Source organism: Deltaproteobacteria bacterium, from assembly GCA_016874735.1.
Classification (GTDB): domain Bacteria; phylum Bdellovibrionota_B; class Oligoflexia; order Oligoflexales; family CAIYRB01; genus CAIYRB01.
Window position 1 is genome coordinate 1 of sequence record VGTI01000038.1, and the last position, 26,003, is coordinate 26,003.

The window sequence follows — 26,003 nt, forward strand, 5'->3', positions numbered from 1 at the left end:
GCATTGCTGCGCCGCATGAACGTCATCAGCTTGTTATAGACAGCGGCACCTGCGGGGTGGAAAAAGGCGTTGGCCGGCGCTTCTTTATGGAAGGAAAAGAGACCGAGTTGCTTGCCGAGTACACGGTGGTCGCGCTTTTTCGCCTCTTCCAGCCGGTGCAGGTAATCGTCGAGCTCTTTCTGTGTAGCCCAAGCAGTGCCGTAGATGCGGGTGAGCTGTGCGTTGCGCTCATCACCGCGCCAGTAGGCGCCAGCCACCGTCATCAGCTTGAAGGCTCCAACCTTTGCGGTGGTTGGGACGTGCGGCCCACGGCAGAGGTCAAACCACTGACCCATACCGTAGATGGAGACATCCTCAGTCTCCGGGATCGCGCTGACGAGCTCGACCTTAAAATTTTCGCCTAGCTGCTCAAAACGGCGGACAGCCTCGTTACGGGACACCACTTCACGAGCGATCTTGAGGTCGGCTTTAACGATGGCCTTCATCTCGGCCTCGATGCGTTCCAGGTCTTTGTCGTTAATTTTGACGTCATCGGGGAATTTAAAGTCGTAGTAAAATCCATGATCTACCACTGGACCTATGGTCACTTGCGTCCCGGGCCAGAGCTTCTGCACGGCCATAGCTAGGACGTGCGCAGTGGAGTGGCGGATCACTTCGAGACCGTCGGCTGACTTAGAGGTCAAGATCTCAAGGTCCGTGTCTACCCGCACTGGCTGCGATAGATCGAGCAGCTTACCGTTAGCTTTGACAGCTAGCGCTGCCTTAGCTAGGCCGGCCCCAATGCTCTGAGCTACCTCAGCAAAAGTTGCTTCTGGTGAATAAGAACGTTTAGATCCGTCAGGTAGACGGACATGCACCTGCGCCATGACTCCTCCCAGTTCCGCTTGGCCACGCCCGATAAGGCGCCGAGATACTGGTATAGCATGTCGGTGCAATAGCTCAAATTGTGGTTACGAGAAAATTCAGTGCAGGTGACCCATCCCGAGCTCTTTCGCCATCCTAGACATGATGTACGGGGCTTGGTCGAGGAAGCTGCCGGCCCTTTCATGACCAAGGTCATAGGCAGCAGCCACGGCATCGATGGCATCTACGGCCTCGTCGCCCTGCAGTCGCGAGGCCATGTCATCGAGCACATGGCCGACCAGTAGGGTCGTCGACTCTTCGGCGTCGGAGATGATGCCAAAGGGCAATGTTAGCCGATTGAGCGTTAACGGCACATTCGAATAGCCCTTCAGGAAAGCAAGATACTGCTTGAATGGCATGGATAATTTCATGTGACCGTCTCTCCTCGCCGCTGCCGGCTGAGCTAAAAATGTGCTAGGTACTTTCTCTCTATCGGCCGGTCATGGGGCGGCATTAATTGCCGGATCAAATCGGCCCACGGTCGAAACTGAAGGAGGCTCATCGATGGTAAGAAAGTCAGAGGGTTCGGCGGCACCGCTCGCGGTGCGCCGTCGTCCCGAGCGGCCCGACGACGTCATCGGTCAGGAGAAAATTTGGGGCCCTGATTCCCCATTATGGGCTCTGGTCAAGGCCGACAGATTCACCTCCCTCCTACTCTGGGGTCCGCCTGGCACTGGGAAGACCAGCCTGGCGCAGGTCATAGCCAGAGCCTCCGAGCGAGATGTGGCGCTTATGTCGGCTGTGCAGCACGGGGTTAAGGAGATCAGGGCGCAGATATCCCGCTCCGAGGGGCTTTTAGCCATAGGCGACAAAGCCCTGCTGATTTTTATGGATGAGATCCATCGCCTCAACAAAGCCCAGCAAGATATCCTGCTACCAGCCTTGGAGGCCGGTACCATTAAGTTTATTGGCGCTACGACGGAAAACCCGTCCTTCACCGTCAATAACGCGATCTTGTCGCGCACCCTCGTGTTCAAGCTGGAGAGCCTAGCGGTCAAAGATTTGGAGCGGATTCTAGTCGGAGCTCTGCAGGGCGCTGACAGCAACCTGCCGCGAACAGATGTCGGGACCGATGTTATTCAAGCGATTGCCAAGGCCGCCGATGGCGATGCCCGGAGAGCGCTTAATCTCCTCGAGGCCGTCATCTGCGCAGCTCCCAAAGATCAGGGCGCCATCACTATCGAGAGCCTAGCGGCAGTCGCACCGACTCTGAATATCCGCTATGACCGTGATGCAGATAGTCATTACGATCTTGTGTCGGCAATGATCAAAAGTATTCGCGCTAGCCAGCCCGATGCTGCGGTGTACTACATGGCGCGGATGTTGGCGGGTGGCGAGGACCCGATGTTTATCGCCCGCCGCCTGGTGATCGCCGCCAGCGAAGACATTGGCAACGCCAACCCGACGGCACAGCTTCTGGCTGTAAGCTGTATGCAGGCAGTCCATGCCATCGGCATGCCCGAGGCCCGTATCATGCTCGCGCAGGCCGCTACCTATCTCGCTGCCTCACCCAAGAGCAACAAGGCCTACGTCGCCATCAATCAAGCTCTGGTAGATGTCGAGGCTACTGGTGCCCTGGAAATACCAATGCACCTCCGCAACGCTCCGACCAAACTCATGCGTGAATTTGGCTACGGAGTGGGGTATGTCTACGCCCACGATGATCCATCCGGGGCACAACGACTCGGCTACTTGCCGCGCGAACTTGCCCACAAAAGTTATTACGAGCCAATTAATTCCGGGGTCGAGGCGCAACTAAAAGCTAATTTAGAGCGCATGAAGGCCGCCGGCCGCCCAGCCACCAAAACTTAGCGTGAAGGAGCCTCCCATGTCGTCACATTCCCAGCAGCAGCGCCTCGCCCTACTCTCAGTCACCGATAAGTCGGGACTGGTACCGTTTGCCCGTGGCTTAGTCGAACTCGGTATAGGACTTCTTTCGACCGGTGGTACGGCCAAACTCCTGCGGGAGCATGGTTTGCCGGTGACGGATGTAGCGGAATTTACCGGCAGTCCTGAGATCCTTGGTGGCCGCGTCAAGACTCTGCATCCAAAAGTGCATGGTGGGATTTTGTTTGATAGAGGGCAAAGCGCTCACGTGGCTGAGGCGGCCAAGCATGGGATTAAAGGTATCGATCTGATCGTCGTAAACCTCTATCAGTTTGCTGCTGAGGCCATCGCCAAAAAGCTGCCTCTCGAAGATGCTATTGAACACATCGACATCGGTGGCCCAACGATGCTTCGGGCAGCGGCCAAGAACTGGCGCTTTACGCTGCCGGTCATTGACCCTTCCGATTACGACGCGGTGCTTGCCGCACTCGGCAAGGGCGAGGTTCCTAAAGAGCTGCGGCTGAAGTTGGCGGTCAAGACCTTTGCCACAATCGCAGCATACGATCACTCGATTGCTAGCTACCTCGGGCAGGGCGGCACCAGTGAGACGAGCAACGCAGACACCGAGAGCAAGGCAACGCTCCCCGTGCATCTCAAGCTGCGTCAGCCGCTCCGGTACGGCGAGAATCCGCACCAGGCTGCTGGGCTCTACGCCGATGAGGCGCTGCCGGCCGTGGGATTCGCAGCAGTGGAACTGCTGGGCGGCAAAGAACTTTCTTACAATAATATTCTGGATCTCGATGCCGCAACGGCGCTGGCCGCTGAGTTTAGCGACCCAGCCTGCGTGATCATCAAGCACACCAATCCTTGCGGATGTGCCACCAGCGCAACGGCCGCGTTGGCCGAAATCTTCCGGCGTGCCCTGAGCTGCGATCCCAAGTCGGCCTTTGGTGGCATCATCGCCCTCAACCGTCCAGTTGATGCCGCAACGGCTACGGCAGTGACCAGTCTATTCACTGAGTGCGTAGCCGCGCCAGACTTTAGTCCCGAGGCACTCGAAATTTTGCGCAAAAAACCAAACCTCCGCATCCTTCGTGCCGCCTTTGCACGGCAGGGCAGCCGGATTTCTCGCGCGCAGCTGAAATCTGTTTACGGAGCTATGCTGGTGCAGTCTGAAGATACTGGCAGCTTCGATCCCGCCAAGTGGCAGTCGGTGACGACCACTAAGCCGCATGCCTCGACCATGTCTGATCTGCAGTTTGCGATGATTGTCGCCAAACACGTGAAGTCGAATGCTATTGTGTTTGCTAAGGATGGTGTGACGGTTGCTATTGGGGCTGGTCAAATGAGCCGCATTGACTCAGCCAATATTGCTGTCGCTAAAGCCGAAGCTGAAGGCCGCAGCGTTAAGGGTAGCGTGCTCGCCAGCGATGCCTTTTTTCCCTTCAGTGACACGGTAGAATTTGCCGCCAGTCACGGGGTCGCTGCGATTGTCCAACCAGGCGGGTCCAAGCGCGATCAAGACTCAATCGATGAGGCAAACAAGCACGGCATCGCCATGGTGTTTACCGGCGAAAGACACTTCCGCCACTAATGACGACGGAACTCACGATATCCCTCAGAGGACAACGACGCACGTGCCGTCCTCTTAGAGGGTGACCTGCGTGCCGACATCGATATTGACGACGTAGTGTTGATCAAAAGACCAGTTCAGGACGATACCAACAGCCTGCCGGTCGGAGCGACTGAGCTGGATGAAGACCAACCTGTCGCTCTTTCTAATTTGAGCACCTTCATCAAAGTCGACTTCAGGAGTAACTGAAATGCCGAGGAGTTTGGCTAAATCACCCTGTTTGATTGCGACCGAAGTATAGGCCGACGACTGCAAGGGCTCCGTGGTCTCGCTGTAGACAGGCACAGTGGCTCGCGGCGACGTTAAATTCGCCATACCGCTAGCCCCCGCCTCCAGAGTCCAAGTCTCGCGAAATGATTCCGTAACCGTAGTGGCGTTACCACCAACACTGCGGCTGCTCGTAACCTGCCAAGTAACGGGTAGCCGGAGTTGTAGGATAGGCATTCCCGCGAGACCAAGAAGGCCCACACTGAGCAACGGGATTAAAAAGTTAGCCAGGGGTCGACGCATGCCATGATTTTAACTATATTTAAGAACAACCGAAATAGAGAAGAATCTTTAACCAACTCCGGACTGTTGATTGCGACGATTTCTTGCCGCATTGCTGCTGCTGATAGGGAGCTGGAGCCACTCAGCTTGGGCAGCTATTCATTCGGCGCCCATAGTCATTAAGGGCGACTCGGTTAAGTGGCTGACTCACTACCCTATCGGTATGTACCGCCTATTCCGTGCTAGCTCCAGCGGCAAGGCCGTGGTGATACCGTTTCAGATTGATGAAATTAACGACTGGGGTGATTACGTCCTGCCTGATGGGGGCGATGTCACGGCTAATACCGGCACTGGGATCTTCGATCCGCAGGACGAGCTGAGTTTTATGGGTGACGACGTCGGACCTGCGACGCCTCCCAGTGACTGGACCGAGGTTGGGAAACCACCGATCGTCATCGAAATCAAAATCACCTACCCAGATCCCAATACACCTGGTGATAAAGAGGGTGCAGTCTATCTTGGCGTCTACTTCAGCAACGCGCCGCCGCTTTCACCGCGTCAGTACGTCAATTTTGATCGCCAACGCGCCGAAGTGACGACGTCTCGCTACCGCTACCAGTTTGATCAGAAGAACTGGCTCGTGGCCAAAAGGGTGGAGATGGTGAAAAGGGGTACGGAGCAACTGCCCGAGCGAGAGTTCGTGCCGCTCATCGACTCGACCACCTTCTTTATGAAGGCCGACCTCAAATACTTTTTGACCGTCGAAGCTAGTCATCGGTCCATCCAGAGTCAGCTCGAGGCCTACAAGATCGGTCCGATACGGTCGATCATTAGGATCAGCTTTGTTTACAACTTTCTCAAACTCAATTTTGAGCTCGGCATGTATACGGAGGTTAGCTTTTTCTCCAATGCCGTGTATCTGCCAGCGATTCTCTACAATCCGCTCGACGGGGCCAAAAACCTAAACCCAGGCTCAGGGTTTTACTACGGTATGGCACTCAGAGAAAATCCGGAGACCTACAAGGTCGAAACCAATATGCCGCGGCACAAAAAGTCTGGCATCCTCGACTTCCTAACTACTCGACCAGAGCCACAGGAAACCTACTGGATCACCGCCGCTAGTGCAGACCGCATACTCTACATGGAGATCAATCCATCCGACGAAATGCGCAAGCGCAAGAGTGTCCCCCTCTTCTACCAAGAGAATGTCCCTGGCAGCGCGGTCTTAACGCGGAGTAATGATAAACCGGGGGAACTCGGCAGTAGTCCAGTCAACTTGGCGCTTTATTTTGATATGACAAAATTCTCTGAGGGCGAGCATAATATGTCGCTGAAGCTTTTCTTTGAGAATCTTAACGACTCGCAGCACTTGACGACGTTCAGAACGCTCAAAGACTGGACCATCAAATCGAGACGAGTCAACTAATGGACGAACGGAACGATGAAGCACCGGCTGCAGACCTACCACTGGTCGTCTGGTTGCGCGGTGACGAGGACTACTGCGGTGACTTCTCGCTCGACGCAGACGCCGTTATGGATCAGCTTGGCATCAAACGCTCGCGCCTGACCCAGATCTCCGGACGGGAGCTGCGGGTGGGTCGCATCAGACGTGGACGTTATATAAGCCCGGTTTACAGGCAGGCCGATGTTGAGTCGTATTTGGCGTGGACGCGGGCGACGGCCTCCCAGCAAAAATCTGCTAGCCTCGTCAGTGAAGCCACCGCTGAACTACTCGAGCACAGTGAACGCCTCAGCGATTATTTGCAGTCAATCCCCGATCAACTAACCACGGTGATTCGTGGTGATATCAGCTCAGCTACCGTGCAGGTGACGACGGAGTTAAGACGCGTACTCGATCAAGCTCAAGGGATCACTGACCAGCATAGGGAGACCAGCCTTGGTGTTGAAGGCCGACTCCGCCAATTGCTAGCTAGCCAAACCGAGCTGAACGGATCCCTTCTGCTGCAGATGCAGCGGCAGACGGTCCACCTAGAGTTACTGCAGAAGCAGGTGACGGAGCTTGCGGCGACGCTGCGGATCGTGCGGCAAGAGAGCCAAGAGGCTGGTGCTGCTCGCGCAACGACTGAGCTAGAGCTACTGAGGCGCCTCGACGACCTGAAGACTGTGGTACCAAAGACTCACAATAGAAGGCAGCGCGGCGGCGCGGCAACGCGCCGTATTAAAGCAGTGGCAAAGCGCACCGCTGCGGCTCCGTGCTCTAAAGAGGCTAAGCACCCTAAAAAGCGCACCATTGTCGGTGCTCAATCGACTAAACCACGTCCTTTGAGCAAGCGGATCATGGCCAAGATCGAATCTTCCATCGACAAGTCACTCGTATCAAGCACGACGGCGTCGTCGGCTTGCTTGAGCGGTGCGGTGTCGCGCCCCTGATCGCGTTCGTCACGCTTGGCGATCCCGGCTCGAATGTCCTCAATGGACTGCACCTCGGCGTCTGAGCCGAGTTGTTGGAGACGCCGACGTGAGCGCTCCTCCAAGCTCGCTGTGACGAAGATCTTAAGGTCTGCATCCGGAAATACTACGGTGCCAATGTCACGGCCGTCGACTAATGCCCCTGCGGGAGCCGACAAAGTCAACTGCCGCTGGACTGGTAAAAGGCAGTCTCGGACCGCCGCCTGCTTGGCCACCTTGCTGGCGGCGTAGCCAGCTTGCTCAGAGTTCATGGCCAGGCTCAGGTTACGCCCTTCAAACCAAAGAGTCCGGTCATCGCCGCGCCAGGTAAGACCGGGAGCAATTTCATCAACCATTGCGGCAATGCGCACACTGTCGTTGAGATCGATGCCGCGCCCGAGAGCAAGTAACCCTACGGCCCGGTACAAGGCACCGGTATTGATGTAGGTCCAGCCGAGTCGGTGACTTACCGCGTCACAGATGCTGCTCTTACCGGACCCTGCTGGCCCATCAACCGCGACTATTTTCGGTCTGTGCTGACTCAAGTTCGTTCCTCATCTAAGGATAGGCTAAGAAACTAACCTAGGCTGGCCAAAACTTCAAAGAAATCCGGGAAACTTACAGCCACACACTGGGGGTCGGCAATGCGACAGGGAGCGTGAGCAAATTTAGCCAGTATGGAAGCTGCCATGGCCAGGCGATGGTCTTCAGCAGGGTCGAAGACAAAAGGCTGAACCTGCTCTGTGGGCCCCTCGATAAGGAGGTCATCACCCTCCGTCCAGACTCGGGCGCCAGCAACGGTCAGGAGCTCGACGACTTTAGATAGACGGTCGGATTCTTTGACGCGTAGTTCACCAAGCCCGCGTAGTCGCGACTTGCCGGATGCAAACATGGCTGCCACGGCTAAAATTGGTACCTCGTCAATAAACGTGGGAGCCGCAGCTGGATCGGTCTCGATTGCCTTCAGCTCACGCGCGCCGTGGACGACCAGGTCCATCACCGGTTCAAGGTAACCGGGACGATCGACAAGACGACGGCGTTCGAACTTAGCGCCCATCTGTTCCAACAGCGTAACGAAGCCAGTGCGGGTGTCGTTATCCAAGACGCCCTTGATCACCAGAGTGCCACTGCTGAGGACCGCCAGTACGGCAAAAAACGCTGCGGAGGAGGGGTCACCGGGAACCAAATGACGGCGCGCCGCCGGTCTGAATGGGCCTGTGACCGTTACCGTTTCATTAGGCCCTTGCTTCGTGACAGCAATCGGGGCTCCTAGGGCTGCTAGCATGCGCTCAGTGTGATCTCGGCTGCCACCAGGTAAAGTGACCTGAGTCTGCCCCTCACAGTTGAGGCCAGCCAGGATCAGAGCCGATTTGACCTGCGCCGTGGCCTTATCGACCGTGTGATTGGCGGCCTTCAGTGGTTGACCATACACGGCCATAGGCAAAAGGCGGCCGTCATCACGCCCCAGAATTTTGGCTCCCATGGCGCGCAGCGGTGTTACTACACGTCCCATGGGCCTGGTGCTCAAACTAGCGTCGCCAAAACATGAGACGAATAAGCCTGGGGTCGCTGCAAAAAGCCCTGTCAAGAGGCGGGCCGTCGTCCCGCTGTTACCGTAATCAAGAGGTGTCAGCGGCGAGCGCCAACCGTCCCAGCCTGGGGAGCTGACGCGCACAGTAGCACCGGCGCTACCCCCAGTGTCGCCCTCGATGGTCACACCCAAAGCGCGGAACACAGCCATTGTGGAGCGACAGTCGGCGCCCATCAGCGGGTAGACAATTTCGCTCTCACCCCTAGCCATCGCCGCCAGCATTACTGAGCGATGGGTCACCGACTTGTCCGGCGGACACAGAATCTCGCTCTGGAGAGACCAGGCCCGCCCGTCATCCCAAGGCCGCACCGTGACCAGTTGTGGGGTGCGCTTACTGGACATCACTGAGCACTTTCCGCCCGTCATCGACAAAGCCAAGATTCATGAACTTCTGCATCCTGTGCTCCCGTAGCTCTGGCCCAGATTTACGCCCGAGTTCTGCTAGGTCAGCGATGATTTGCGCGCGGATGTTTCGGGCTGTCACCTCGATACTGCGGTGAGCGCCACCCTCTGGCTCTTCAATGATCGAGTCGATGACTCCTAGATCTGCAGCATTTGTAGCGGTTAGCCTCAAGGCTTCAGCCGCCGCTGCCGCGTTGGATGCGTCCTTCATCAATATCGAGGCGCAGCCTTCGGGCGAGATCACGGAGTAGATCGCGTAGCGCAGCATGTGCACTTTGTTGGCGACACCAAGGGCAAGAGCACCACCACTACCACCCTCACCGACGACAATCGTGATGATGGGTACCTTAAGGGTCGACATGATCATGATGTTTTTGGCAATCGCCTCAGATTGGCCACGTTCCTCAGCGCCAATACCCGGATACGCACCTGGGGTATCAATAAAGGTGAGGATCGGTAGCCCAAAGCGTTCCGCCATATTCATGATGCGGAGCGCTTTGCGGTACCCCTCGGGGCGTGGCATGCCAAAATTGCGGTAGATGTTGTCCTTGGTGCCGCGACCCTTTTGATGGCCGATCACGACGATCGACTTACCTTCAAAAGTGGCAAGGCCAGCAACGATGGCTGGATCGTCGAAAAAGTTACGGTCGCCGTGCAATTCGACAAAGTCTGAGCACAGAGCGCTGATAAGCTCGAGGGTGTTTGGGCGCCGTGGGTGCCTCGACAGCTGCGTCGTTTCGTACGCTGTCAGACGTGTGAACATCTCACGGCGCAACTTGTGCGCCTGATCCTCGAGGTCACGAATCTCACCATCGAGGTTGACGGACTGTACCGTGGCCATGCGACGGAGCTCGTCTATACGGTTTTCAAGATCGGCAATCGGCTTCTCTAGAGGAATGTATTCCATGTTTACTCACCATTGGTCTTGGAAAGAACCTGTTATCCCATAAGTCGATTAAGTTGCCAAGATCGTTCAGATCTTGTTATCATAAGAGTGCTGCTGAATAGAAAGGGAGAGCAATGGTCAAGTCAGAGTTGATCGAAAGTTTGGCGGAACGAGCTGATATCACCTTGGCCAAGGCTGAGGAAATTGTCGACCTGTTTTTTGACGCCGTCGGCGACACCCTTTGCGCCGGCCACCGCGTTGAGATCAGGGGCTTTGGCGCCTTCACCGTGCGCGAATACAAAGCGTACGAAGGTCGTAACCCCAAGACCGGTGAGCGGATCACGGTCCCACCGAAACGTCTGCCGTTTTGGAAGACCGGGATGGAGCTGAAGCAGCGTGTGGACTCAGCATTTCCACCCACGCCGGTAAAATCTGGTCGTTAAGTCCCTTAGTCCCTTGACAAGGGGCCGCCTCGGTCGCAAATAGAGGTCTCTCAGTAACGCTGCATTGGCGGCGTTACTTCTATTATTGAGCCTGGAGTTAGCGCCGATGCCCATTTATGAATATGAGTGCAAAGCCTGCAATTCGGTACAGGAAGTCCTACAAAAGGTGGATGACCCTGCGCCTGCTGAATGCCCAGCCTGTGCCAAAGGCCCGCTGGTCAAGCTACTCAGCCGGACAGGCTTTATCTTGAAGGGAAGCGGCTGGTATGTCACGGATTTCCGTGGCGGAAGCAACAAGGCGCATAGCCCCGCTGCCAGTGGATCGGCGAGCTCAAGCTCGAGCTCTAGCAGTGAGAGCAGCGCTAGTAGCGACACCCCCCCTGCGACGCCACCAAGTCCGGCCAAAGACGGTGGTGGCTGTGCTGCCGGGGGCTGTGGACACAAACACTAATAATTGATATTTTAATACATTAATAAAATTTATTGCTTTTTTATTAAAAAAGCGTAGTATGCCGGCTTGTATGAAACCCATAAGGGAGTCCGGCATGCCTCGTTTGTCCGCATGTTTGCTCGTAACTGCTGCCGTTTCGGTGGCTTGTGGGTCGGACAAAGATCTGTTCGGCAGACGGAACGAACCGAGCACCACCCCAGTGGCTCAGGTTGAGCCGGAGTCGCCGGCGACACCAGCGTCGACAGCACTCGATGGGAAACGTACCGTCGCCTCCGTCATCGAGCAAGAGGACGGCAACTCGTACCTGGTGAACCAGCAAGCTCTGATCGAGTCGCTTGGCCTCGGGGCTTATCACCGCCTCGGTAAGCACGGCAAGAAGGTTAAAGTTGCTGTACTCGACAATGGCTTTTCTGGACTCAAATACAGCCTGGGGAAGCGATTACCCCCAGACACAGAGCTCGTCAAATCGGCTCTGGATCAAATGGACAGTACCACCCACGGGACTAAACTGGCCGAAATTGTTTATGCGCTAGCCACGGGTAAGAGTCGCTATGATGAAGACATTGACGGGCCAGAAATTATTCTCATGAATACCTACGGGTTTAGTAACTTCAAACAGGCCGTTGACGAGGTTATTAAGCGTAAGATTGATATCGTGCTCTACGCCCAGGTCTGGCAGTACTTTGGCAATTTCGACGGCCGCGGCTTCATTAATACCGAGGTGAACCGAGCTACCAAGGCCGGCGTCCTTTGGATCAATGCTGCTGGCAACATGGGGCGCTCGACCTATAATAGCGCGGTAAATATTAATGCCGACGGCGTCTCGGTGACGCTACCTCACGAGGGCCGGTTTGTGCGTTTCACGGTGCCCAAAGACCAGACGCGGGTGGCGATTGCCCTCAGCTGGAACGACAACCGCGATACCTCCAACTTTGCCACCGACCAGGATCTGGATCTCGTGCTGGAAGATGCTTATCACAATCAGCTTGGCGTCGGCCGCCTGCGCCAAAGCGGGCCAGCGGGTAATAAATCAGATCCGCTTTACTCGGCCTATCCGCGTGAGACCGTCACGACGATGGTCAACGCAGGGACCTATCTTCTGCGGGTCGAGGCCATCAGTCGTAACTTCAAGGGCGCATCGCAGCTGAGACTCAGTATCGACGGAGAGGGCATCGTCGTGCTTGATACCCCGAGCGACAATAGCGTTGGCATCCCGGCCGATAACGCCACCGTGCTTACCGTTGGGGCGAGTGATGTCGATTACAGCGGTAAGATGCCCGCAGCCGCTGGCACTAAGGCCAAACCTGAGTTGCAGGTGATCTCGTCTGAGGTCAAATTCTCCGACGGCGAAACCCACCGGGGTACTTCGGCGGCTTCCGCCATCGTTGCCGCTGGGATGGCTGTATTCCAGGGTACCTATGGCAAACAGAGCCGCGCCCAAGTGATCGACCTGATGGCGCGGGGTATTCTCGCCACACCGGCAACGCGGCAGGCTACCACGCCTAGTTTCAAGCTCGGAGCACCGCGTTAACTGCGGTTGGACCAAGAGCTCATTGCTTGTAGCGACCAATCTCCTCACGCAGTTTACCGAGTCTTTCTTTAGGTAAACGCAGACGCTTTAGGGCAGAGTTGGCCCAAGCTTGAATTTTAGGGGACCGATCCATGGTCGCGGCCATGATGTAATTGGCGCGGAATTCATCTTTATACCTGAAGATCCCTTCAAGCAGCACAAGGCGGCCCCGGGTATCGGCAAACCGCAGGATGTGCCGCATCACGTAAACCTGCGCGGCGTTAGGGGCCTTCGTGAAGCGCCTGAAGAAGCTGGCGATTAGCTCCGAGCGGGTCTCTTCGCAAGCAATCATGAGTTCTTGCTCCGTCACCATGACGCCAAATTCGACCAACCCGATGGCTGCATACATGCGGTTCCAAAACTTGCGATCCACCAAACCTTGACGCAGGAGGACCGCTGCTTTTTTGATTTGGGACGCGCGAATTTCCTGGATTGCCCGGTAGTGTTGGTACACGTATTCATGGTCCATCGCTTCGGCAAGCGCTGGGTCAAAGTCTTCGCCGGCGGCCTTACCTTTCCCCTCGTTGTCCTGGGTAACGCTGGCTTGGCTCCTGTTATCTTGACCCTCTGACTTGCCATCTGCCGTGCTGTTGGCTGCGGTTTCAGTTTTGACCTCGGCAGTCTCCTGACTGGTGCCGTCGATGGTGGCTTTGTCGCCATCCGCTGCCTTGTCCTCCGTTGCCGTGTCCGTTGATTTTTCCGTCGAGTCACCGCTAGGCGCAGGGGTAGTCTCGGGGATATCGGATTTTGGTAGAGGGTTGGGCAGTGATGTATAAATGCGCTCAATGTCGCGCTTTGCGTCTAGCTTTGGAAGTTCCACCGGATTCGGCGGTGCTGCCGTGGCGACGGCTGACTCTGGGGCGGGTTTTGCCGCGGTCTTTTTGGCCTTGGCTGGTGCCGGGGCCTCTTCATCCGCGGTGGTCTCCGCGGCGCCAAACAGGGCGTCGAAAAAAGGGGCTAGCTCAGACTGGAATGGGTTGTCTTCCCCCAGGTAGAAGATGAAGCCGGCAAAGGCACCGGCTACGATGAGCAGGGACACAGCGCCAATCAGACCCAGCCGTTTAGCGCTAAGACGCTCCGCTGCACCGGGGCTGCTGAGGGCGGTGAAATCAGCTTGGCCATGGTCCCCCACTTGGGTGTCGTACCCGTCCCAGTAGGCCTCATTGTCGGCCGGCTCAGCGACGACGAAGGCGAGTTGGGTGGGACCCTGGGCAGAGGGTGGTGAAACGAGTGGCTGCGCGGCGCTCGCCGACACTGGAGCTGCCTCGGAAGCGCCTCTGAGAGGGGTGGAGCCCTTGCGCCCCTCCGCTTCGAAAAGTTTGATTTTCAGTCGGCTCACCATGTCCGCACCACGATGTGGGTAATTTCCGCCTACTCCTTTTCGTGGGATTGGGAGCAAAAGTTTAGCGATGTCGCATGGCAAGACTTTGGGGCGATTGGAGACGGGTCGGAATTTTTTGCTTGAGATTGACGGGTTACCTTGGTACTCATGCTGGCTTCATGGTATCGCAGTAAAAGTTGGGACCTTTCTCATTAGTAACAGGGTGTTCGCGCATGGCATCAACAGGTAAAATGGAATTTGTCCGTAACATCGGCATTTCAGCTCACATCGATTCGGGCAAGACGACGCTCACCGAGCGGATCCTCTTCTACACCGGCCGGATCCACAAGATTCAGGAAGTTCGTGGTACGACCGGCGACGGTGCGACCATGGACCACATGGAGCTTGAGAAGGAGCGGGGCATCACGATTACCTCCGCTGCGACGACCGTGGGCTGGAAAGACTTCGCAATCAACATCATCGACACCCCCGGGCACGTCGACTTTACGGTCGAAGTAGAGCGCTCGCTGCGTGTACTTGACGGTGCGGTTCTGGTACTTTGCGGTGTGTCGGGCGTTCAGTCGCAGTCGATCACAGTAGACCGCCAGATGAAGCGCTACCGCGTTCCTTGCTTGGCGTTCATCAACAAGCTTGACCGCCAAGGGGCCAACCCCTACCGCGTCACTGGCATGCTCCGTGAGAAGCTGGGCCACAATGCGGTCATGATGCAGATTCCTATCGGTCTCGAAGGCGATCACGATGGTGAAATCGACCTCGTCAAGATGAAGGCTTTCTTCTTCGAAGGCGAAAAGGGTGAGCGCATTCGCGAAGCTCCGATTCCTGAAGAATATTTGGAAAAGGCTAACGAATACCGCGGCATCATGCTCGACAAGATCTCGATGTTCTCCGATGAGATGACTGAACTCATGCTCGAAGAGAAAGAGATTCCCGAAGACATGATCAATAAAGTGGTGCGCCATGCGACTATTAAGCGTGAGTTGACCCCGGTATTTATGGGCTCGGCCTACAAAAACCGCGGCGTTCAGCTGCTTCTAGATGCAGTCGGCCGTTACCTGCCGAGTCCTACAGAAGTTCCAAACTTCGGTACCGACCTCGACAAAGGCGAGAAGATCGAAGTTTTGTCCGATCCCAAGCTACCGCTCGTGGCGATGGCATTCAAAATTTCTGACGACCAGTACGGCCAGCTGACCTACACACGGATTTACCAAGGGACGCTGAAGAAAGGCGACACTGCGTACAACCCGCGTCTGCAGAAGAAACAGCGGATCGGTCGCTTGGTGCGCATGCACTCAGCCGACAAAGAAGAGATCGATGTCGCATCGGCTGGTGACATTATTGCTATGGTCGGTGTCGAATGCGCGTCCGGTGACACCTATTGCGACGAAAACATCAACGTTGCGATGGAGTCTATCTTCTGCCCTGAGCCTGTGATCGAACTCGCTCTCAAGCCTGAGAAGCAAGACGACCTCGTTAAGGTTTCGAAAGCACTCAACCGCTTCATGAAGGAAGACCCAACCTTCCGCGTATTCGTCGACCCAGAGTCCAACGAGACCATCATCAAAGGGATGGGCGAGTTGCACCTTGAGATTTACGTCGAGCGCATCAAGCGTGAATACAAAGCGAGCGTAGTCGTTGGTCAGCCGAAGGTTAACTACCGCGAGGCACCAACCCTACCAGCTAACTTTGACTACAAACACAAGAAGCAGACCGGTGGTTCGGGCCAGTACGCACACGTTGTTGGTCAACTAGTGCCGCTGTCGGAAGACTCCGAGATCAACTTCAAGTTCGAGAACAACATCGTCGGTGGTGCGATTCCAAAAGAATTCATCCCTGGCTGTGAAAAAGGCTTCAACGAGTCGATCGTCAAAGGTCCTCTCGGTGGCTTCCAGGTAATCCGTACTCAGATCAACCTCAACGACGGTGGTTTCCACCCTGTTGACTCCTCCGAGATGGCGTTTAAGATTGCTGCTCGTGCAGCGTTCAAAGAGGCATTCCTCGCTGCTAAGCCGGTTCTACTAGAGCCGATCATGCGCGTCGAAGTTGAGACCCCAAGCGACTTCCAAGGTACGGTTCAGGGTGACCTGTCGTCCCGTCGTGGTCTGCTGCTCGGTAGCGACATGCGTGATGATTACGCCGTCATCATCGCCGAAGTGCCGCTGTCTGAGATGTTTGGTTACTCGACCGACCTCCGGTCGGCCACCCAGGGTAAAGCTAACTTCTCCATGGAGTTTGCAAAATACCGTCCGGTGCCATCGAGCATCCAGGAGCAGATCGTTTCCAAGTACCGGGAAGACCAGGCCAAAGGTAACAAGTAAGGTCAGTTGAGTTAGTTGACGAGAGTCCCGTAGTCAGCGATGGCTACGGGGCTTTTTTTAGTAACTGATCCACTTAATTGTTGGTAGTTGAGATGCAACTACCTAGTTTCACTACAGCTAGTGGATCGCCCGAACTCAAGTTCAGGTGAAGCTCAATAACCATCTGTTATAACTAGTGAAATTAACCATTACCAACAATTAAGTGGACCAGCTAACTCAAGCTCCAACGGTTTCCTACCGACACCTGTAGCATGACCACCAAGGATAAAACTAAGAGGGCTCACCTCAGTACTGCTGGCAGCGGAGTACGACTGAAGCTCGTGACAAACAACACCTCTGTTCATCAGCAGAGGGTGCACGCTGGCTGTGCAGGCGCACGTTTGCCAGCGGAGGCGACACCTCTTAAGTCCAAATCCCCGCTAGTTCATACGATGACGGCCTACGCCGACGCTATTGACCGTCAGCTCGCTGCCCTTATGAACGACTGAGTTTGATCTCCATCAGGGTGAGACGCTGCGTTAGTTCATGGAGCTGATCGTTAGGCAATGGTCTTTGTTTAAGACAGCTGAGCACAAAGCTACCGTCCACCTGTAGCTGTGAGGTGCCTACGAGACCGTGGCGGTCAAGTAGCTGATCAATGTCGGCTTGGGTCCTGAAGCAACCCTGTTCAAAACTACGCCCAGTTTGCTGCGTGATCGACTCAGTCATCCCAGTCAGAGAGCTATCCCGCCAAAAACTCCCCATAGCCTCGTCCATTGTGACAAAATCGGGCGAAATCCACACGCCGCCAAACTCCCTTAAGATCCGGGCTACATGGGCTGCCACAACCTCTTTTTCCTGGGGCATCAGATAGGGTAAGAGCCCTTCGTGAATGATGGCGACTGATTGACTCGGATCCAGAAGACTTAGGACAGCTTCAATTTCGTCCCACGACATGATGTTACAGCTGCGGTAATGCAGGTTTGGCGGATGCGGGAGGCCATGAGTGCTGCGAATCGCGTCGCTGAGCGCCACCTTCTCCTGCGACAGGTCTGGCAGGTCTGTCTCCACATAAGTCAGTTGAGTATTGCGGGACATCGCGAGGCCACGGAGAGCAACGCCACTGGCAAACTCGATTACCTGACTGACTCCACTGCGCACGACGGCCGCAGAGAGGCTCTTGTAGCGGGCTTCGAGCAGTGCATCGAACCAATTAAGGGCAGTGGGATCGAGAGAGGTGGTTCCGAGCATATGCTCGTAGACAGCTTGGGCGCCGATGCGTTCAGCGACTTCGCTTGCATAGGGAATATCGGAGGCTAGACGACAGTAGGCAACGAGTTTAGCAGTGAAGCTGATTTTGCTATGGGCCGGTAGCTGCGCCGGATCCGGATCCGTAGATTTGTGCTTAGGTTCGAAGACTAGGTCCATCGGCTTAATCACCTCCAGATTGATGGCCGGTTCCTTAACACACATGAGCCACACCGTACACCATCGGTTACTTGGAAATTATAAGTGCTGGCATGGAAGTTGAACTGCTTGGGGGTAGTGAGCCATTTGGCTCTCATGACTAGGAACTGGGAGGTTTACCATGGGAAATGTTCAAATTCAGGCCAGTGGCTACGCGAAGCCTGCGGCAGCGCATGAGTTTTCTTTGATCGAGCGCATTCTAATTAGGGGAAGTCACCCGGTTTCGATGATTTTCTACTTAGTCAGTTGGACCTGGGGCTTTTTCTTCCTATGGAATCATCAGTGGCCTCTGGCCCTTGCTGTCGTGCTTGTCGGCCGCATTTTTGGGCACCTGTCGGTGCGGCACGCCCACGTCGATGCCATTGCAGACACAACCCTGGGTAAGATCGCCATACTGCACGCACACCCGTTCAATCTGATCACACAAACAATAGGCGCGGTCGTTTGCCTTACGGGAGTCTGGATGCACACAACTGAGACCATCTTGAGCGGTATCAGCATCATTGCCCTAGGTCACATGATGGGATGGGCTAAGGTGCATGAAAGTTTGGACTTACACACGCTTGAATCGCAGTCTGGGGAATGAAGATCGCCTGCAGCTAAGCCGTAGCATTTTGCATTGACCGCCCGACTGGAAGCACATACCGTCGCTTACAGGTCACAAAAACTTGAGAGAGGGCGGCGGTATGGCAACTAAAAAGGTGCTCATCATTGGTGCTACCAGCGGTATCGGGCAGAAGTTAGCTGAGCGCCTCATGGATGCCCATCACCATGTGGCTCTGGCGGCACGCGATCACAATCGCTTGGAAGAGCTAGCAGGACGCCTGGAGACGATGGCACTGCGCATCACTGGAGATTACAACAGTATCGTCAACGCAAGTGTACAGGCGGCAGAGAATCTGGGCGGTCTCGATGGCGTCGTATGCTGTGCGGGATCACTACTGCTAAAGCCAGCCCATCTCACCAAAGAGGACGAACTAGACGCCGTGCTGGCGGCCAACGTCAAGACGGCTTTCGCTACGGTGGCCGGCGCCGCGAAAGTGATGCAGAGCACGGGTGGATCGATCGTGCTATTTAGCTCAGCCGCAGCGAGGATTGGTCTGACAAATCATGAGGCCATCGCTGCGGCTAAGGGTGCTGTGTCGGGGCTTACCCTCTCGGCTGCTGCCACCTATGCTGCTAGAGGCATCCGCGTCAATTGCATCGCACCCGGACTGGTCGACACGCCGCTTACCGAGCGCATAACGAGCTCCGAGGTAGCCCGCAAAGCGTCGCTAGCCATGCACGCCCTGGGACGCCTCGGCACCGCTGATGATATTGCCGCGATGGCCGAGTTTCTGCTGGTAGGTGAGTCGACGTGGATCACTGGGCAAGTGATCGGGGTCGATGGTGGCCTGGGGAGCCTGCGCTCCCGCGGCTAGTGGCACGCTTTACGAGGTTAGGAGTTGAGGGCGCCGGCATCGTCCAGGCCGGTCACTGCCTCGTTGTGCCAGGCAGCATAATCTAGGGGATAAAGATCGGCTTTGGCGCGCTGTAAAACTTCGCGGTAAAGCTCGGCGGCGCGCGTTTTGTTGCCTTGATCAGCTTCGACGCGTGCCATCATCAGCATGTTGGCCGGACTGTTAGGGTCTAGGGAGTAAGCCTTAGTGGCATACTGCGCAGCTTTCTTACTCGAGCCCACGGAGATAAGACTTGGTGCGTTGAAATAGATGGCCGCTAGAGCGCGGTAGGCTGCGCCAGATTCGTGGGAGGGAAATTTCTCACTGAGGGTGAGAAGTCGTTTTTCAATTTTATCCATGAGCCTGAGGGCGTCGAGGTTGCGTTCGATGCTTGCCACGCCGCCTGCATTTGCCGCCCAGATCAGCACGGCATCCGGGTCTTTACCTTCGGCGGCAGCAGGTTCAAGGGCAACGAGGCCTTGCCGGAATGAGTTGAGTTTATCCTCATCTTTGGAGCTATATTGGCCAATAAAGTAAGTTAGCTTTGCACGTTCGACGACCACTTTACTATCCGAACTTCCTCCTAGTGCCTCAAGGCGTGGGCGAATCTTATTCAGGATTGCGGCTTGCTCTTCTGCCGTGATGGGCGCATTAGGGCCCGTTGACGGCGGCTTTGCCCAACCAAATGTTGAAAGGCTAAATGCTAATATACCAACTAAACTAAAATGTTTTTTATTCATTACCCAAAACCTCACTGTGAGAGATTCAAAGCGGTCACTCAACAACCAAGGACCGATCTTTCCAAACCAAGACGCCGCGCCGACTATAGACTACCGACTCACACAAAACCACCATAGCCACGACTATGCCAAGTGGCAAGCGCACCAGCGCCGACCAGGGGGTGCGGAACGCTAGGCGTTGGGCTAACAACAGAACTAAATTAAGGCTCAAGAGTGCGACGCCAGCTTCTAGAGAGCCGGTCGCAAGAGCCAAGATTGGAGCTAGCAAAAGAGCAACAGTTGTCACTAGGGATGCACACGCAGCGACCCACGAGTCACCCAGGAGGGCAAACAAGTTCTTACGAAATCCTAGCCGAGCGGCTGCAAGACTTTCATACATCCGCACCGTGAGCTCGCGAGTTGCCAAAGCCACGATCAACGTCAAACCTTGCTCTTTAACTAAACGAGCGAGCGCGACATCTTCGATCCGCGAGGTTCTGACGGCTTCATGACCACCGATTTCAAGGTAGGCCGAACGGCGCCATGCCATCCATTGACCATTGCCAGTGGCAAGCGATGGATTTTTGGACCTCGGAATCACCATCAGTGGTAGCGAGATCAAGATGGAAAACTGTGTCACTACGGCTACCAGCGCCTGAACCAACGCGCTGCCACCGAGTTGCCGCGGGAGCGCACTGAGTGTATCTGCACGGTATCCGTTGAGTAGCGCCACCGTTCCAGCAAGTGCTTCCGGCGCGGCATTTACGTCCGCATCACAGAATACAAGTATTTCTCCCCTAGCCTGGTTCGCGAGCTCCTGACAGGTACGAGCCTTGCCAGTCCAACCCAGTGGTGGTGGCTGATTGATCGTCAGCAACTTGAGTGTCGGGCCGAGCGCGGCAGCGCGCTCATTGATCATGGCGGCAACGACTGCCCCAGTCCCATCGGTGGATTGGTCGTCGCCAACGATTACCTCAAAGTCAGAATACTGGTTTGCCAGTAATGAGCCGATGCAGGCGCTAATTTGGTGTGCCTCGTTACGGGCTGGAACAAGAACGCTAACAAAAGGCTGTTTGCCTAAGGAAAGTTTTTTTGATTTTGATAAACGAGGTGCAGCCAGTACGTTCGCTAAGGCAATCAGTACAAAAACCACGGTTAGCATTAAACTACACCAGACTAACATACGATGGCCCCCTACCCTCGCTGAACAGGTGCTCACCATGAATACTTAATTCTCTTTGCAGGCCGTCTAGCGCGTCCGTCACTAGTCGCTCAACGAGCTGTAGATCCAATGGGTCCCCATGGTGTGCCATCGGTTGACCAAAAGCGATCAAAGCTTCAGGCTTACGCTGGGTCATAGGCTCGTAGTGAAATGCGATGGGTATCAGCGTCACTGGCGCGACGGCGTTAGCGACAGCGCGTAGGCCGCTTGTAAACTTGAGCGGCCTAGCAAAGCTAGGCCTGATCTCCCCTTGAGGAAAATAACTGCATATGTAACCAGAATCAGCGTTTTCTCGATTGAGCTGGCTCAGACGACGAAGCAGCCGCCTAACGGAGCCAGTGCTGCCAGGCGTGATAGGTATGCAGCCTATAAGGCGAAACCAGAAGGTGGCACCAAATTCCCGCGCCAACATCACCGAATACACAGGCAACCCAGGAAAAAATCGGCGCTGGAGGAGTAACAGCAGCAGCCCATCCCACCAGCCACAATGATTGGCGACAAAAATCGCTCGCGCACCAGGTGCCAATTCTGGGCACTGCCCTATCACCCTAACCGCGTGAAAGTCGGACCGCGCCATGCGACGTAAAAACCAGTCAAAAACGGCTCGAGCCCACCGGTAATTCCGAGCCACCCGAGCATCCGCATCTCTAAAAGTTGCTGGCGCGGCAGTTGTCACGCTGGTGCATGGGTCTCCGTCTGAGACAGGTCTTGACGCATTTTGATGCGAGGGATGGCATGCCATCCCAGCCAGCGTCCCAGCCTAAAGAGGAGCCATCCCATGGCAATCGTTAGACCTAGGGGAATCCAGGCTTCCACTGCTGCAAGAAGTCCCAGTGGTAGAATAAGGTTTGTGGCATAAAGCCCGACGAAAAACTGAGCCGGTACCTGTTTAGCCCGCACCGGACCAAAGAGCCTGTCGATCGCGATCATGATGGCGAAACCGGTCACTGCCCAGCCAAAAATATTCAGCGCCGGCATGCCATAGTAGCTACCATCCTGTTCCCAAATCCAAAATGGAGTCGTCTTGCTCATGGCTGGGTCTAGGGTCACATCCCAAAGTAGGAGCACGCCGGTGGCTAGCAACAGGCGACTCGTGGTCGCAGAAAACCCCGTAAGCGCTGCGCTCGGGCCAAGCAGAGCAATGGTCAGTCGGTAGGCAGCAAAGCCCATGAAAAACCAGCTCATGGGTATCAGCCATGGCACTTTGTCGAGAATCTTGAAGCCCAGGAGATCGGTGTACTCATAGTGACCAAAGGGAAGTCCCCAACTAGTCCCAGAAAATTCGCTGAAGAGCGAGATCGCATAGACCGCCAAAAAAGCACCAAGCCACGACCACTTCACGCGTGATGTCAGCATGAGCACAGCAGCCAACCAACCGGTGAATATTTGTGCCTGCGCAAAGGCTTTATATGAATAGGGATACAGAGCCATGGCCCAGTCGAAACGAGCAAGTAACTCCGGATTCAAAGTAAAAAACTTGAATCCGAACACCGACACCAACGCAATCACCGCCGATACGATGAGGACCCACTTAGCCACGCGGTTTAGCGTAGGACTGTTATAATGTTGCAGTTGTCCAGCCATTCGAAGTCCCCAATGCAAAGATTCGGATCGTTATTTGAGACGACCGCCGTATGTGGCTAGGTAATCGTCGATACGGGCCTTAATCACGTCATCAATCCACACGCGCCCCAAAATCTCTCGGTTGTGGAGGCGACTCACTACTTCACTCACTGTCACTAAACTCGCCGTAGGCACCCGCCAGTCTTCGGCTACTTGCAGTAATGCCGCACGCTCGTCCGTGCCACGCTCCTGACGATCGACGCCGACGACGATGCCGACCACCTCGACCTTACTAGATTCGAGGATGGGCCGCATCTCTCTAAAGCTTGTGCCACCGGTAACAACATCTTCAACCAAGACTACACGCTCGCCACCGCAGTAGAGGCGTCCGACTAGTGTCCCCCCCTCACCGTGATCCTTGGCTTCCTTACGATTAAATGTGTAGGAAATATCCCTGCCTAAGTTGCGACTCAAGTGATAGGAGGTCATCACCGCCAAGGGAATCCCCTTGTAGGCGGGCCCAAATAAGTTCTCTACCTTGCTACCAAAACGCTCAGCGATCACCTCTGCGTATAACTCGGTAATCCCACCGAGGCTTTGGCCCGAGTCAAAGCAGCCTGTGTTGAAAAAGTAAGGCGATAGCCGACCAGATTTGGTCTTAAACTCACCGAACCTCAGCGCCCCAGAACGTAGCAGCCACTCGATATAGCGGTCCTGAACCATTGATTTTTAATTCCAAAGGTCAAAGTTTGCCAAAAACTTTAAGATCATTACCAGAAATCCACCCCTTCTTACCATCAGAGAGTTGGATACGGTAATAACCTCCCGCGGCAATTTCGGTGACTAGCGCGGGAGCGCCTTCTTGTAGTTCGAAGACGACCTTGTTAAGGGTGCCAGGGCCGGAATAGACTTTAACCTTTGGCTGATTAACAGCTCCCCAGCGGTCGTTTTCATCAAGCTTGACGCTGAACCCCCAAAGTAAAACTAGGGGTAGCAGAGCGGCGAAAGCAAAGTACAAACGTAAATTACTGAAGCGTGACCAGACAAATGCTGCGGTCGTACCTGCACCCCAGACAGCTGCAATGACCGCTAGCATCCAAGCTAACTCCTTCGGGGTGAAACTATCGATCCAGAATGCAAATCTAGCCGCGACAGAGGACGGAACCTCGGGTTCAAGTTTGTCCCTGACATCACTCAAGGCATGTTTCAGATTTGCGGCTGTATCGGGATCGCGCGGCAAATAACGGCGCGCGGCGAGAAAAGCGGCCACGGCGTCGCCGCGTTTCCCGAGGCGGTAATAGGCCATGCCCAGGTTGTAGTAGAGATGGCCGTTGATGACACCTGAGTTGACCATTTGCTCGTAATCCGCAACGGCCTTGGCGTAGTCAGCGCGATCAAAGGCCGCTTCGGCCTCCTTTTGCAGAGGAGACTCATCCATTGCGACCGCCGCAGATCCAGAACATAACAACATCAGAACTAAGATGACCCGTCTGCATGTGCTCATGCTTTTTCTAACCCTTTCACGACTTGATCTAAAGAGTCGAGCATCTCCCGAGCGCGCTCTGGACTGGGAACCTGACCACCGAATTCCAGGCGATCAAATTCGCTGACCAGATTCATCATCACATCCTTAATCTCTGGCGTTGCGCCCAAGCGCGTGGTGGCGAAATCGACATCACGAGCGGTCAGCGCTCCGCCTTGCAAGGATAGCCGGTCACCGAGATAGGTACGCAGTAATCGGTGGCCCTCGGATAGTGCCGCGGAAATATTGCCGGTCTGGAGTTCTGCTTGAGCCTTCGGTATGGCTAGTTTGTAAACGCGGTAGGCCTGCGAACGACGAGCAGCTTCGGCGTCTTTCTTTCTGTTTGTATAAAGGAAAAATATGAAAGCGCCTAATGCTGAAGAGGTTGGTAGGCCTCCTAGTACGCCCAGCATAATTTTGTCCGCACTGGTTATGGTTTGTTGCGCCGTCAGATCTACGTGGCGGTGAAATCCAAGGAGATCACTGCCGAGTTCTTTCACTTCTTCTTTATTGACAGGTAAAGCAGTCGCGACTTGAGGCTGCCCCTGACTCTCTGCCTGGGCTGCATCGACGATCAGTTGCCCAAGATCAGTGCGGATGGCTACATATTGATTGAGCTTAGGGTTGAAGGAGGGAAGTTCCACGGACCCCAGATCGTAGGTTCCCGGTTTGGTAGGGACCAGGGCGTACTTATAAACTTTCTTCGAAGCGATCCCGTTTTCGGCGGTGACCTGCTCGGTGTACTCCGGCTTGTCGGGGTAGATTTTGCCAAATTTATCGAGGCCAGGCGCTAAATCACCCAGAGTATCGGTCAATCCGTAACCTTGGAGGGTTATGGTTATGGTAACTGTATCGCCAGCGGCTATGTGATTTTTACTGAGGCTTGATTCCAGCTGAAATAGACCAACAAGCCCATTAAACCCGGGCGGCTTACCCTGTTCAGGCAGCGGTTTAACCTGCAAGGTCTGTGCAGGTGTCGTGACGGTGACACTACGCTCTTCCGTATAATTGAGATCAAAGTTGAAAACACCGCCGCCGAATTTATCGAAGAACTTATCGAGAGGATTATTTTGTTTGTTCCACACAAGCACGCGAGCCTCTATTGAGAACGGCGGAACATCGAGTTGTCCAGACTTAGTGGGGACGACTAGCTCACGCAGCTCGATCACTGAGTAGCGTTGACCGTTCACTACCTTTTGGTAGCGTTTTTCCCCTTCGAGATTGAAGCGACGGAAATCTGCTGACGATTGACTGAGGCGTTGGCCACCATTCAAGTTATTGGGGTGATAGAGGCGAATGGTACAAAGAATCTGCTGCCCGATATAGACGGGACCGGTGATCCCGCAGTCGCGCTCTAAAAACACGCCGGCCGTCTCACCCCCAGGTTGGCCCTGAGCAGCATTGGTCCCACCTCGAGCCGGTTGTTGCGCTCGCGCCTGAGCTTGTGACTGGGCTCCGGCCGGCCTAACTTTCAGCTTGAGTGGCACGGTGGCCACCTTTTGCCCGTCGATCGTTGCGGCGATGCTCGGGATTGTATAATCACCAGGCTTATCGGGAACCACAAGCACCGTGAGTTGCAGCTGCTCTGTAGTTTGGCCATTGATTATAGCGGTAGCCTGATGCACACCACGCTGCAAGAACTGCAGGCCATCGACGTTAGGTATCACAGGGTCGCTACGATCACGGCCCTCGATTTGCAGCGTCAGGACAAAAGTGTCGTCCATGGTCCCATCAGTTGGTGTGAGGTCAGCTGTTATCGATCCAGCATAACCAAGACGAGCGCCGAGTAGCGCCACCAAAACCAAAATTGTGCTCACAAGCTTTGGCATCG

General features: G+C 55.2%; 25 protein-coding genes. 10 read left to right on the forward strand and 15 right to left on the reverse strand.

Annotated features, from left to right (window positions below; all coding sequences use genetic code 11):
• Both FJ146_13940 and FJ146_13945 read right to left on the reverse strand, forming a co-directional pair.
• On the reverse strand, positions 1-866 hold an 866-nt coding region (locus tag FJ146_13940), incomplete at its 3' end, for a TGS domain-containing protein (protein MBM4253068.1).
• A 96-nt stretch (positions 867-962) separates the two neighbouring features.
• Positions 963-1,274, reverse strand: coding sequence for a hypothetical protein (locus FJ146_13945; GenBank protein ID MBM4253069.1), 312 nt, complete (start codon positions 1,272-1,274; stop codon positions 963-965).
• A 133-nt stretch (positions 1,275-1,407) separates the two neighbouring features.
• Between FJ146_13945 and FJ146_13950 the strand changes: the two genes are divergently transcribed.
• Both FJ146_13950 and purH read left to right on the forward strand, forming a co-directional pair.
• Positions 1,408-2,715 carry a replication-associated recombination protein A gene (locus tag FJ146_13950; GenBank protein ID MBM4253070.1) on the forward strand — a complete coding sequence of 436 codons (1,308 nt, stop codon included), beginning with the start codon at positions 1,408-1,410 and terminating at the stop codon, positions 2,713-2,715.
• Between the two features lie 16 nt (positions 2,716-2,731).
• The gene (purH, locus tag FJ146_13955; protein ID MBM4253071.1) at positions 2,732-4,324 is read left to right on the forward strand and encodes a bifunctional phosphoribosylaminoimidazolecarboxamide formyltransferase/IMP cyclohydrolase; all 1,593 of its coding nucleotides are present in this window, start codon (positions 2,732-2,734) and stop codon (positions 4,322-4,324) included.
• Positions 4,325-4,378: 54 nt separating this feature from the next.
• Here purH and FJ146_13960 read toward each other — a convergent pair whose 3' ends face one another.
• Complete coding sequence (locus FJ146_13960; GenBank protein ID MBM4253072.1) at positions 4,379-4,873, reverse strand: hypothetical protein; 495 nt, start codon at positions 4,871-4,873, stop codon at positions 4,379-4,381.
• A gap of 70 nt (positions 4,874-4,943) precedes the next feature.
• Between FJ146_13960 and FJ146_13965 the strand changes: the two genes are divergently transcribed.
• Positions 4,944-6,278 carry a hypothetical protein gene (locus FJ146_13965; GenBank protein ID MBM4253073.1) on the forward strand — a complete coding sequence of 445 codons (1,335 nt, stop codon included), beginning with the start codon at positions 4,944-4,946 and terminating at the stop codon, positions 6,276-6,278.
• Positions 6,279-7,113: 835 nt separating this feature from the next.
• Here FJ146_13965 and FJ146_13970 read toward each other — a convergent pair.
• Genes FJ146_13970 through FJ146_13980 form a run of 3 tightly spaced genes read right to left on the reverse strand, consistent with a single transcriptional unit; the run spans position 7,114 to position 10,161 of the window.
• The gene (locus FJ146_13970; protein ID MBM4253074.1) at positions 7,114-7,806 is read right to left on the reverse strand and encodes a (d)CMP kinase; all 693 of its coding nucleotides are present in this window, start codon (positions 7,804-7,806) and stop codon (positions 7,114-7,116) included.
• A gap of 32 nt (positions 7,807-7,838) precedes the next feature.
• The gene (gene aroA / locus FJ146_13975) at positions 7,839-9,218 is read right to left on the reverse strand and encodes a 3-phosphoshikimate 1-carboxyvinyltransferase (GenBank protein ID MBM4253075.1); all 1,380 of its coding nucleotides are present in this window, start codon (positions 9,216-9,218) and stop codon (positions 7,839-7,841) included.
• Positions 9,184-10,161: an acetyl-CoA carboxylase carboxyltransferase subunit alpha gene (locus tag FJ146_13980; protein MBM4253076.1), complete on the reverse strand. Its 978-nt coding sequence runs from the start codon at positions 10,159-10,161 to the stop codon at positions 9,184-9,186. Before FJ146_13980 ends, aroA begins: the two co-directional genes overlap by 35 nt.
• A gap of 113 nt (positions 10,162-10,274) precedes the next feature.
• Here FJ146_13980 and FJ146_13985 point away from each other — a divergent pair, with 113 nt between their 5' ends.
• The 3 genes from FJ146_13985 (at position 10,275) to FJ146_13995 (ending at position 12,565) form a co-directional block, all read left to right on the forward strand.
• The gene (locus tag FJ146_13985) at positions 10,275-10,583 is read left to right on the forward strand and encodes an integration host factor subunit beta (protein ID MBM4253077.1); all 309 of its coding nucleotides are present in this window, start codon (positions 10,275-10,277) and stop codon (positions 10,581-10,583) included.
• A gap of 106 nt (positions 10,584-10,689) precedes the next feature.
• A complete protein-coding gene (locus tag FJ146_13990; GenBank protein MBM4253078.1) occupies positions 10,690-11,034 on the forward strand; it encodes a zinc ribbon domain-containing protein in 345 nt (114 codons plus the stop codon).
• Between the two features lie 94 nt (positions 11,035-11,128).
• Positions 11,129-12,565, forward strand: coding sequence for a protease (locus FJ146_13995; protein MBM4253079.1), 1,437 nt, complete (start codon positions 11,129-11,131; stop codon positions 12,563-12,565).
• A gap of 19 nt (positions 12,566-12,584) precedes the next feature.
• Here FJ146_13995 and FJ146_14000 read toward each other — a convergent pair whose 3' ends face one another.
• Positions 12,585-13,946: a hypothetical protein gene (locus FJ146_14000; protein MBM4253080.1), complete on the reverse strand. Its 1,362-nt coding sequence runs from the start codon at positions 13,944-13,946 to the stop codon at positions 12,585-12,587.
• Positions 13,947-14,158: 212 nt separating this feature from the next.
• Here FJ146_14000 and FJ146_14005 point away from each other — a divergent pair, with 212 nt between their 5' ends.
• Positions 14,159-16,261, forward strand: coding sequence for an elongation factor G (locus FJ146_14005; protein ID MBM4253081.1), 2,103 nt, complete (start codon positions 14,159-14,161; stop codon positions 16,259-16,261).
• A 251-nt stretch (positions 16,262-16,512) separates the two neighbouring features.
• Positions 16,513-16,749 (forward strand): hypothetical protein, encoded by a 237-nt coding sequence (locus FJ146_14010; GenBank protein ID MBM4253082.1) that lies wholly within the window; start codon positions 16,513-16,515, stop codon positions 16,747-16,749.
• Here the strand turns inward: FJ146_14010 and FJ146_14015 are convergent.
• The gene (locus tag FJ146_14015) at positions 16,736-17,713 is read right to left on the reverse strand and encodes a class I SAM-dependent methyltransferase (protein ID MBM4253083.1); all 978 of its coding nucleotides are present in this window, start codon (positions 17,711-17,713) and stop codon (positions 16,736-16,738) included. The genes FJ146_14010 and FJ146_14015 overlap by 14 nt on opposite strands.
• Positions 17,714-17,828: 115 nt before the next feature.
• On the opposite strand from FJ146_14015, the gene FJ146_14020 reads away from it, so the two are divergent.
• Positions 17,829-18,293, forward strand: coding sequence for a hypothetical protein (locus tag FJ146_14020; GenBank protein MBM4253084.1), 465 nt, complete (start codon positions 17,829-17,831; stop codon positions 18,291-18,293).
• A gap of 100 nt (positions 18,294-18,393) precedes the next feature.
• Positions 18,394-19,128: an SDR family oxidoreductase gene (locus tag FJ146_14025; GenBank protein ID MBM4253085.1), complete on the forward strand. Its 735-nt coding sequence runs from the start codon at positions 18,394-18,396 to the stop codon at positions 19,126-19,128.
• 17 nt (positions 19,129-19,145) lie between these two features.
• Here the strand turns inward: FJ146_14025 and FJ146_14030 are convergent, their stop codons facing one another.
• The 7 genes from FJ146_14030 to FJ146_14060 are packed head-to-tail and all read right to left on the reverse strand — an operon-like array spanning position 19,146 to position 26,001.
• Positions 19,146-19,886, reverse strand: coding sequence for a hypothetical protein (locus FJ146_14030; protein ID MBM4253086.1), 741 nt, complete (start codon positions 19,884-19,886; stop codon positions 19,146-19,148).
• Between the two features lie 34 nt (positions 19,887-19,920).
• Positions 19,921-21,087 (reverse strand): glycosyltransferase, encoded by a 1,167-nt coding sequence (locus FJ146_14035; protein ID MBM4253087.1) that lies wholly within the window; start codon positions 21,085-21,087, stop codon positions 19,921-19,923.
• Entirely contained in the window at positions 21,032-21,829 is a 798-nt protein-coding gene (locus FJ146_14040) for a hypothetical protein (GenBank protein MBM4253088.1), read from the reverse strand. The genes FJ146_14035 and FJ146_14040 overlap by 56 nt, the downstream gene beginning before the upstream one ends.
• A complete protein-coding gene (locus FJ146_14045; protein MBM4253089.1) occupies positions 21,760-22,671 on the reverse strand; it encodes a carotenoid biosynthesis protein in 912 nt (303 codons plus the stop codon). The genes FJ146_14040 and FJ146_14045 overlap by 70 nt, the downstream gene beginning before the upstream one ends.
• 30 nt (positions 22,672-22,701) lie before the next feature.
• Positions 22,702-23,373 carry an orotate phosphoribosyltransferase gene (pyrE, locus tag FJ146_14050; protein ID MBM4253090.1) on the reverse strand — a complete coding sequence of 224 codons (672 nt, stop codon included), beginning with the start codon at positions 23,371-23,373 and terminating at the stop codon, positions 22,702-22,704.
• A gap of 19 nt (positions 23,374-23,392) precedes the next feature.
• On the reverse strand, positions 23,393-24,154 hold the full coding sequence (locus FJ146_14055) for a tetratricopeptide repeat protein (protein ID MBM4253091.1): 762 nt from the start codon (positions 24,152-24,154) through the stop codon (positions 23,393-23,395).
• Entirely contained in the window at positions 24,151-26,001 is a 1,851-nt protein-coding gene (locus FJ146_14060) for a protein BatD (protein MBM4253092.1), read from the reverse strand. Before FJ146_14060 ends, FJ146_14055 begins: the two co-directional genes overlap by 4 nt.
• Between the last annotated feature and the right edge of the window lie 2 nt (positions 26,002-26,003).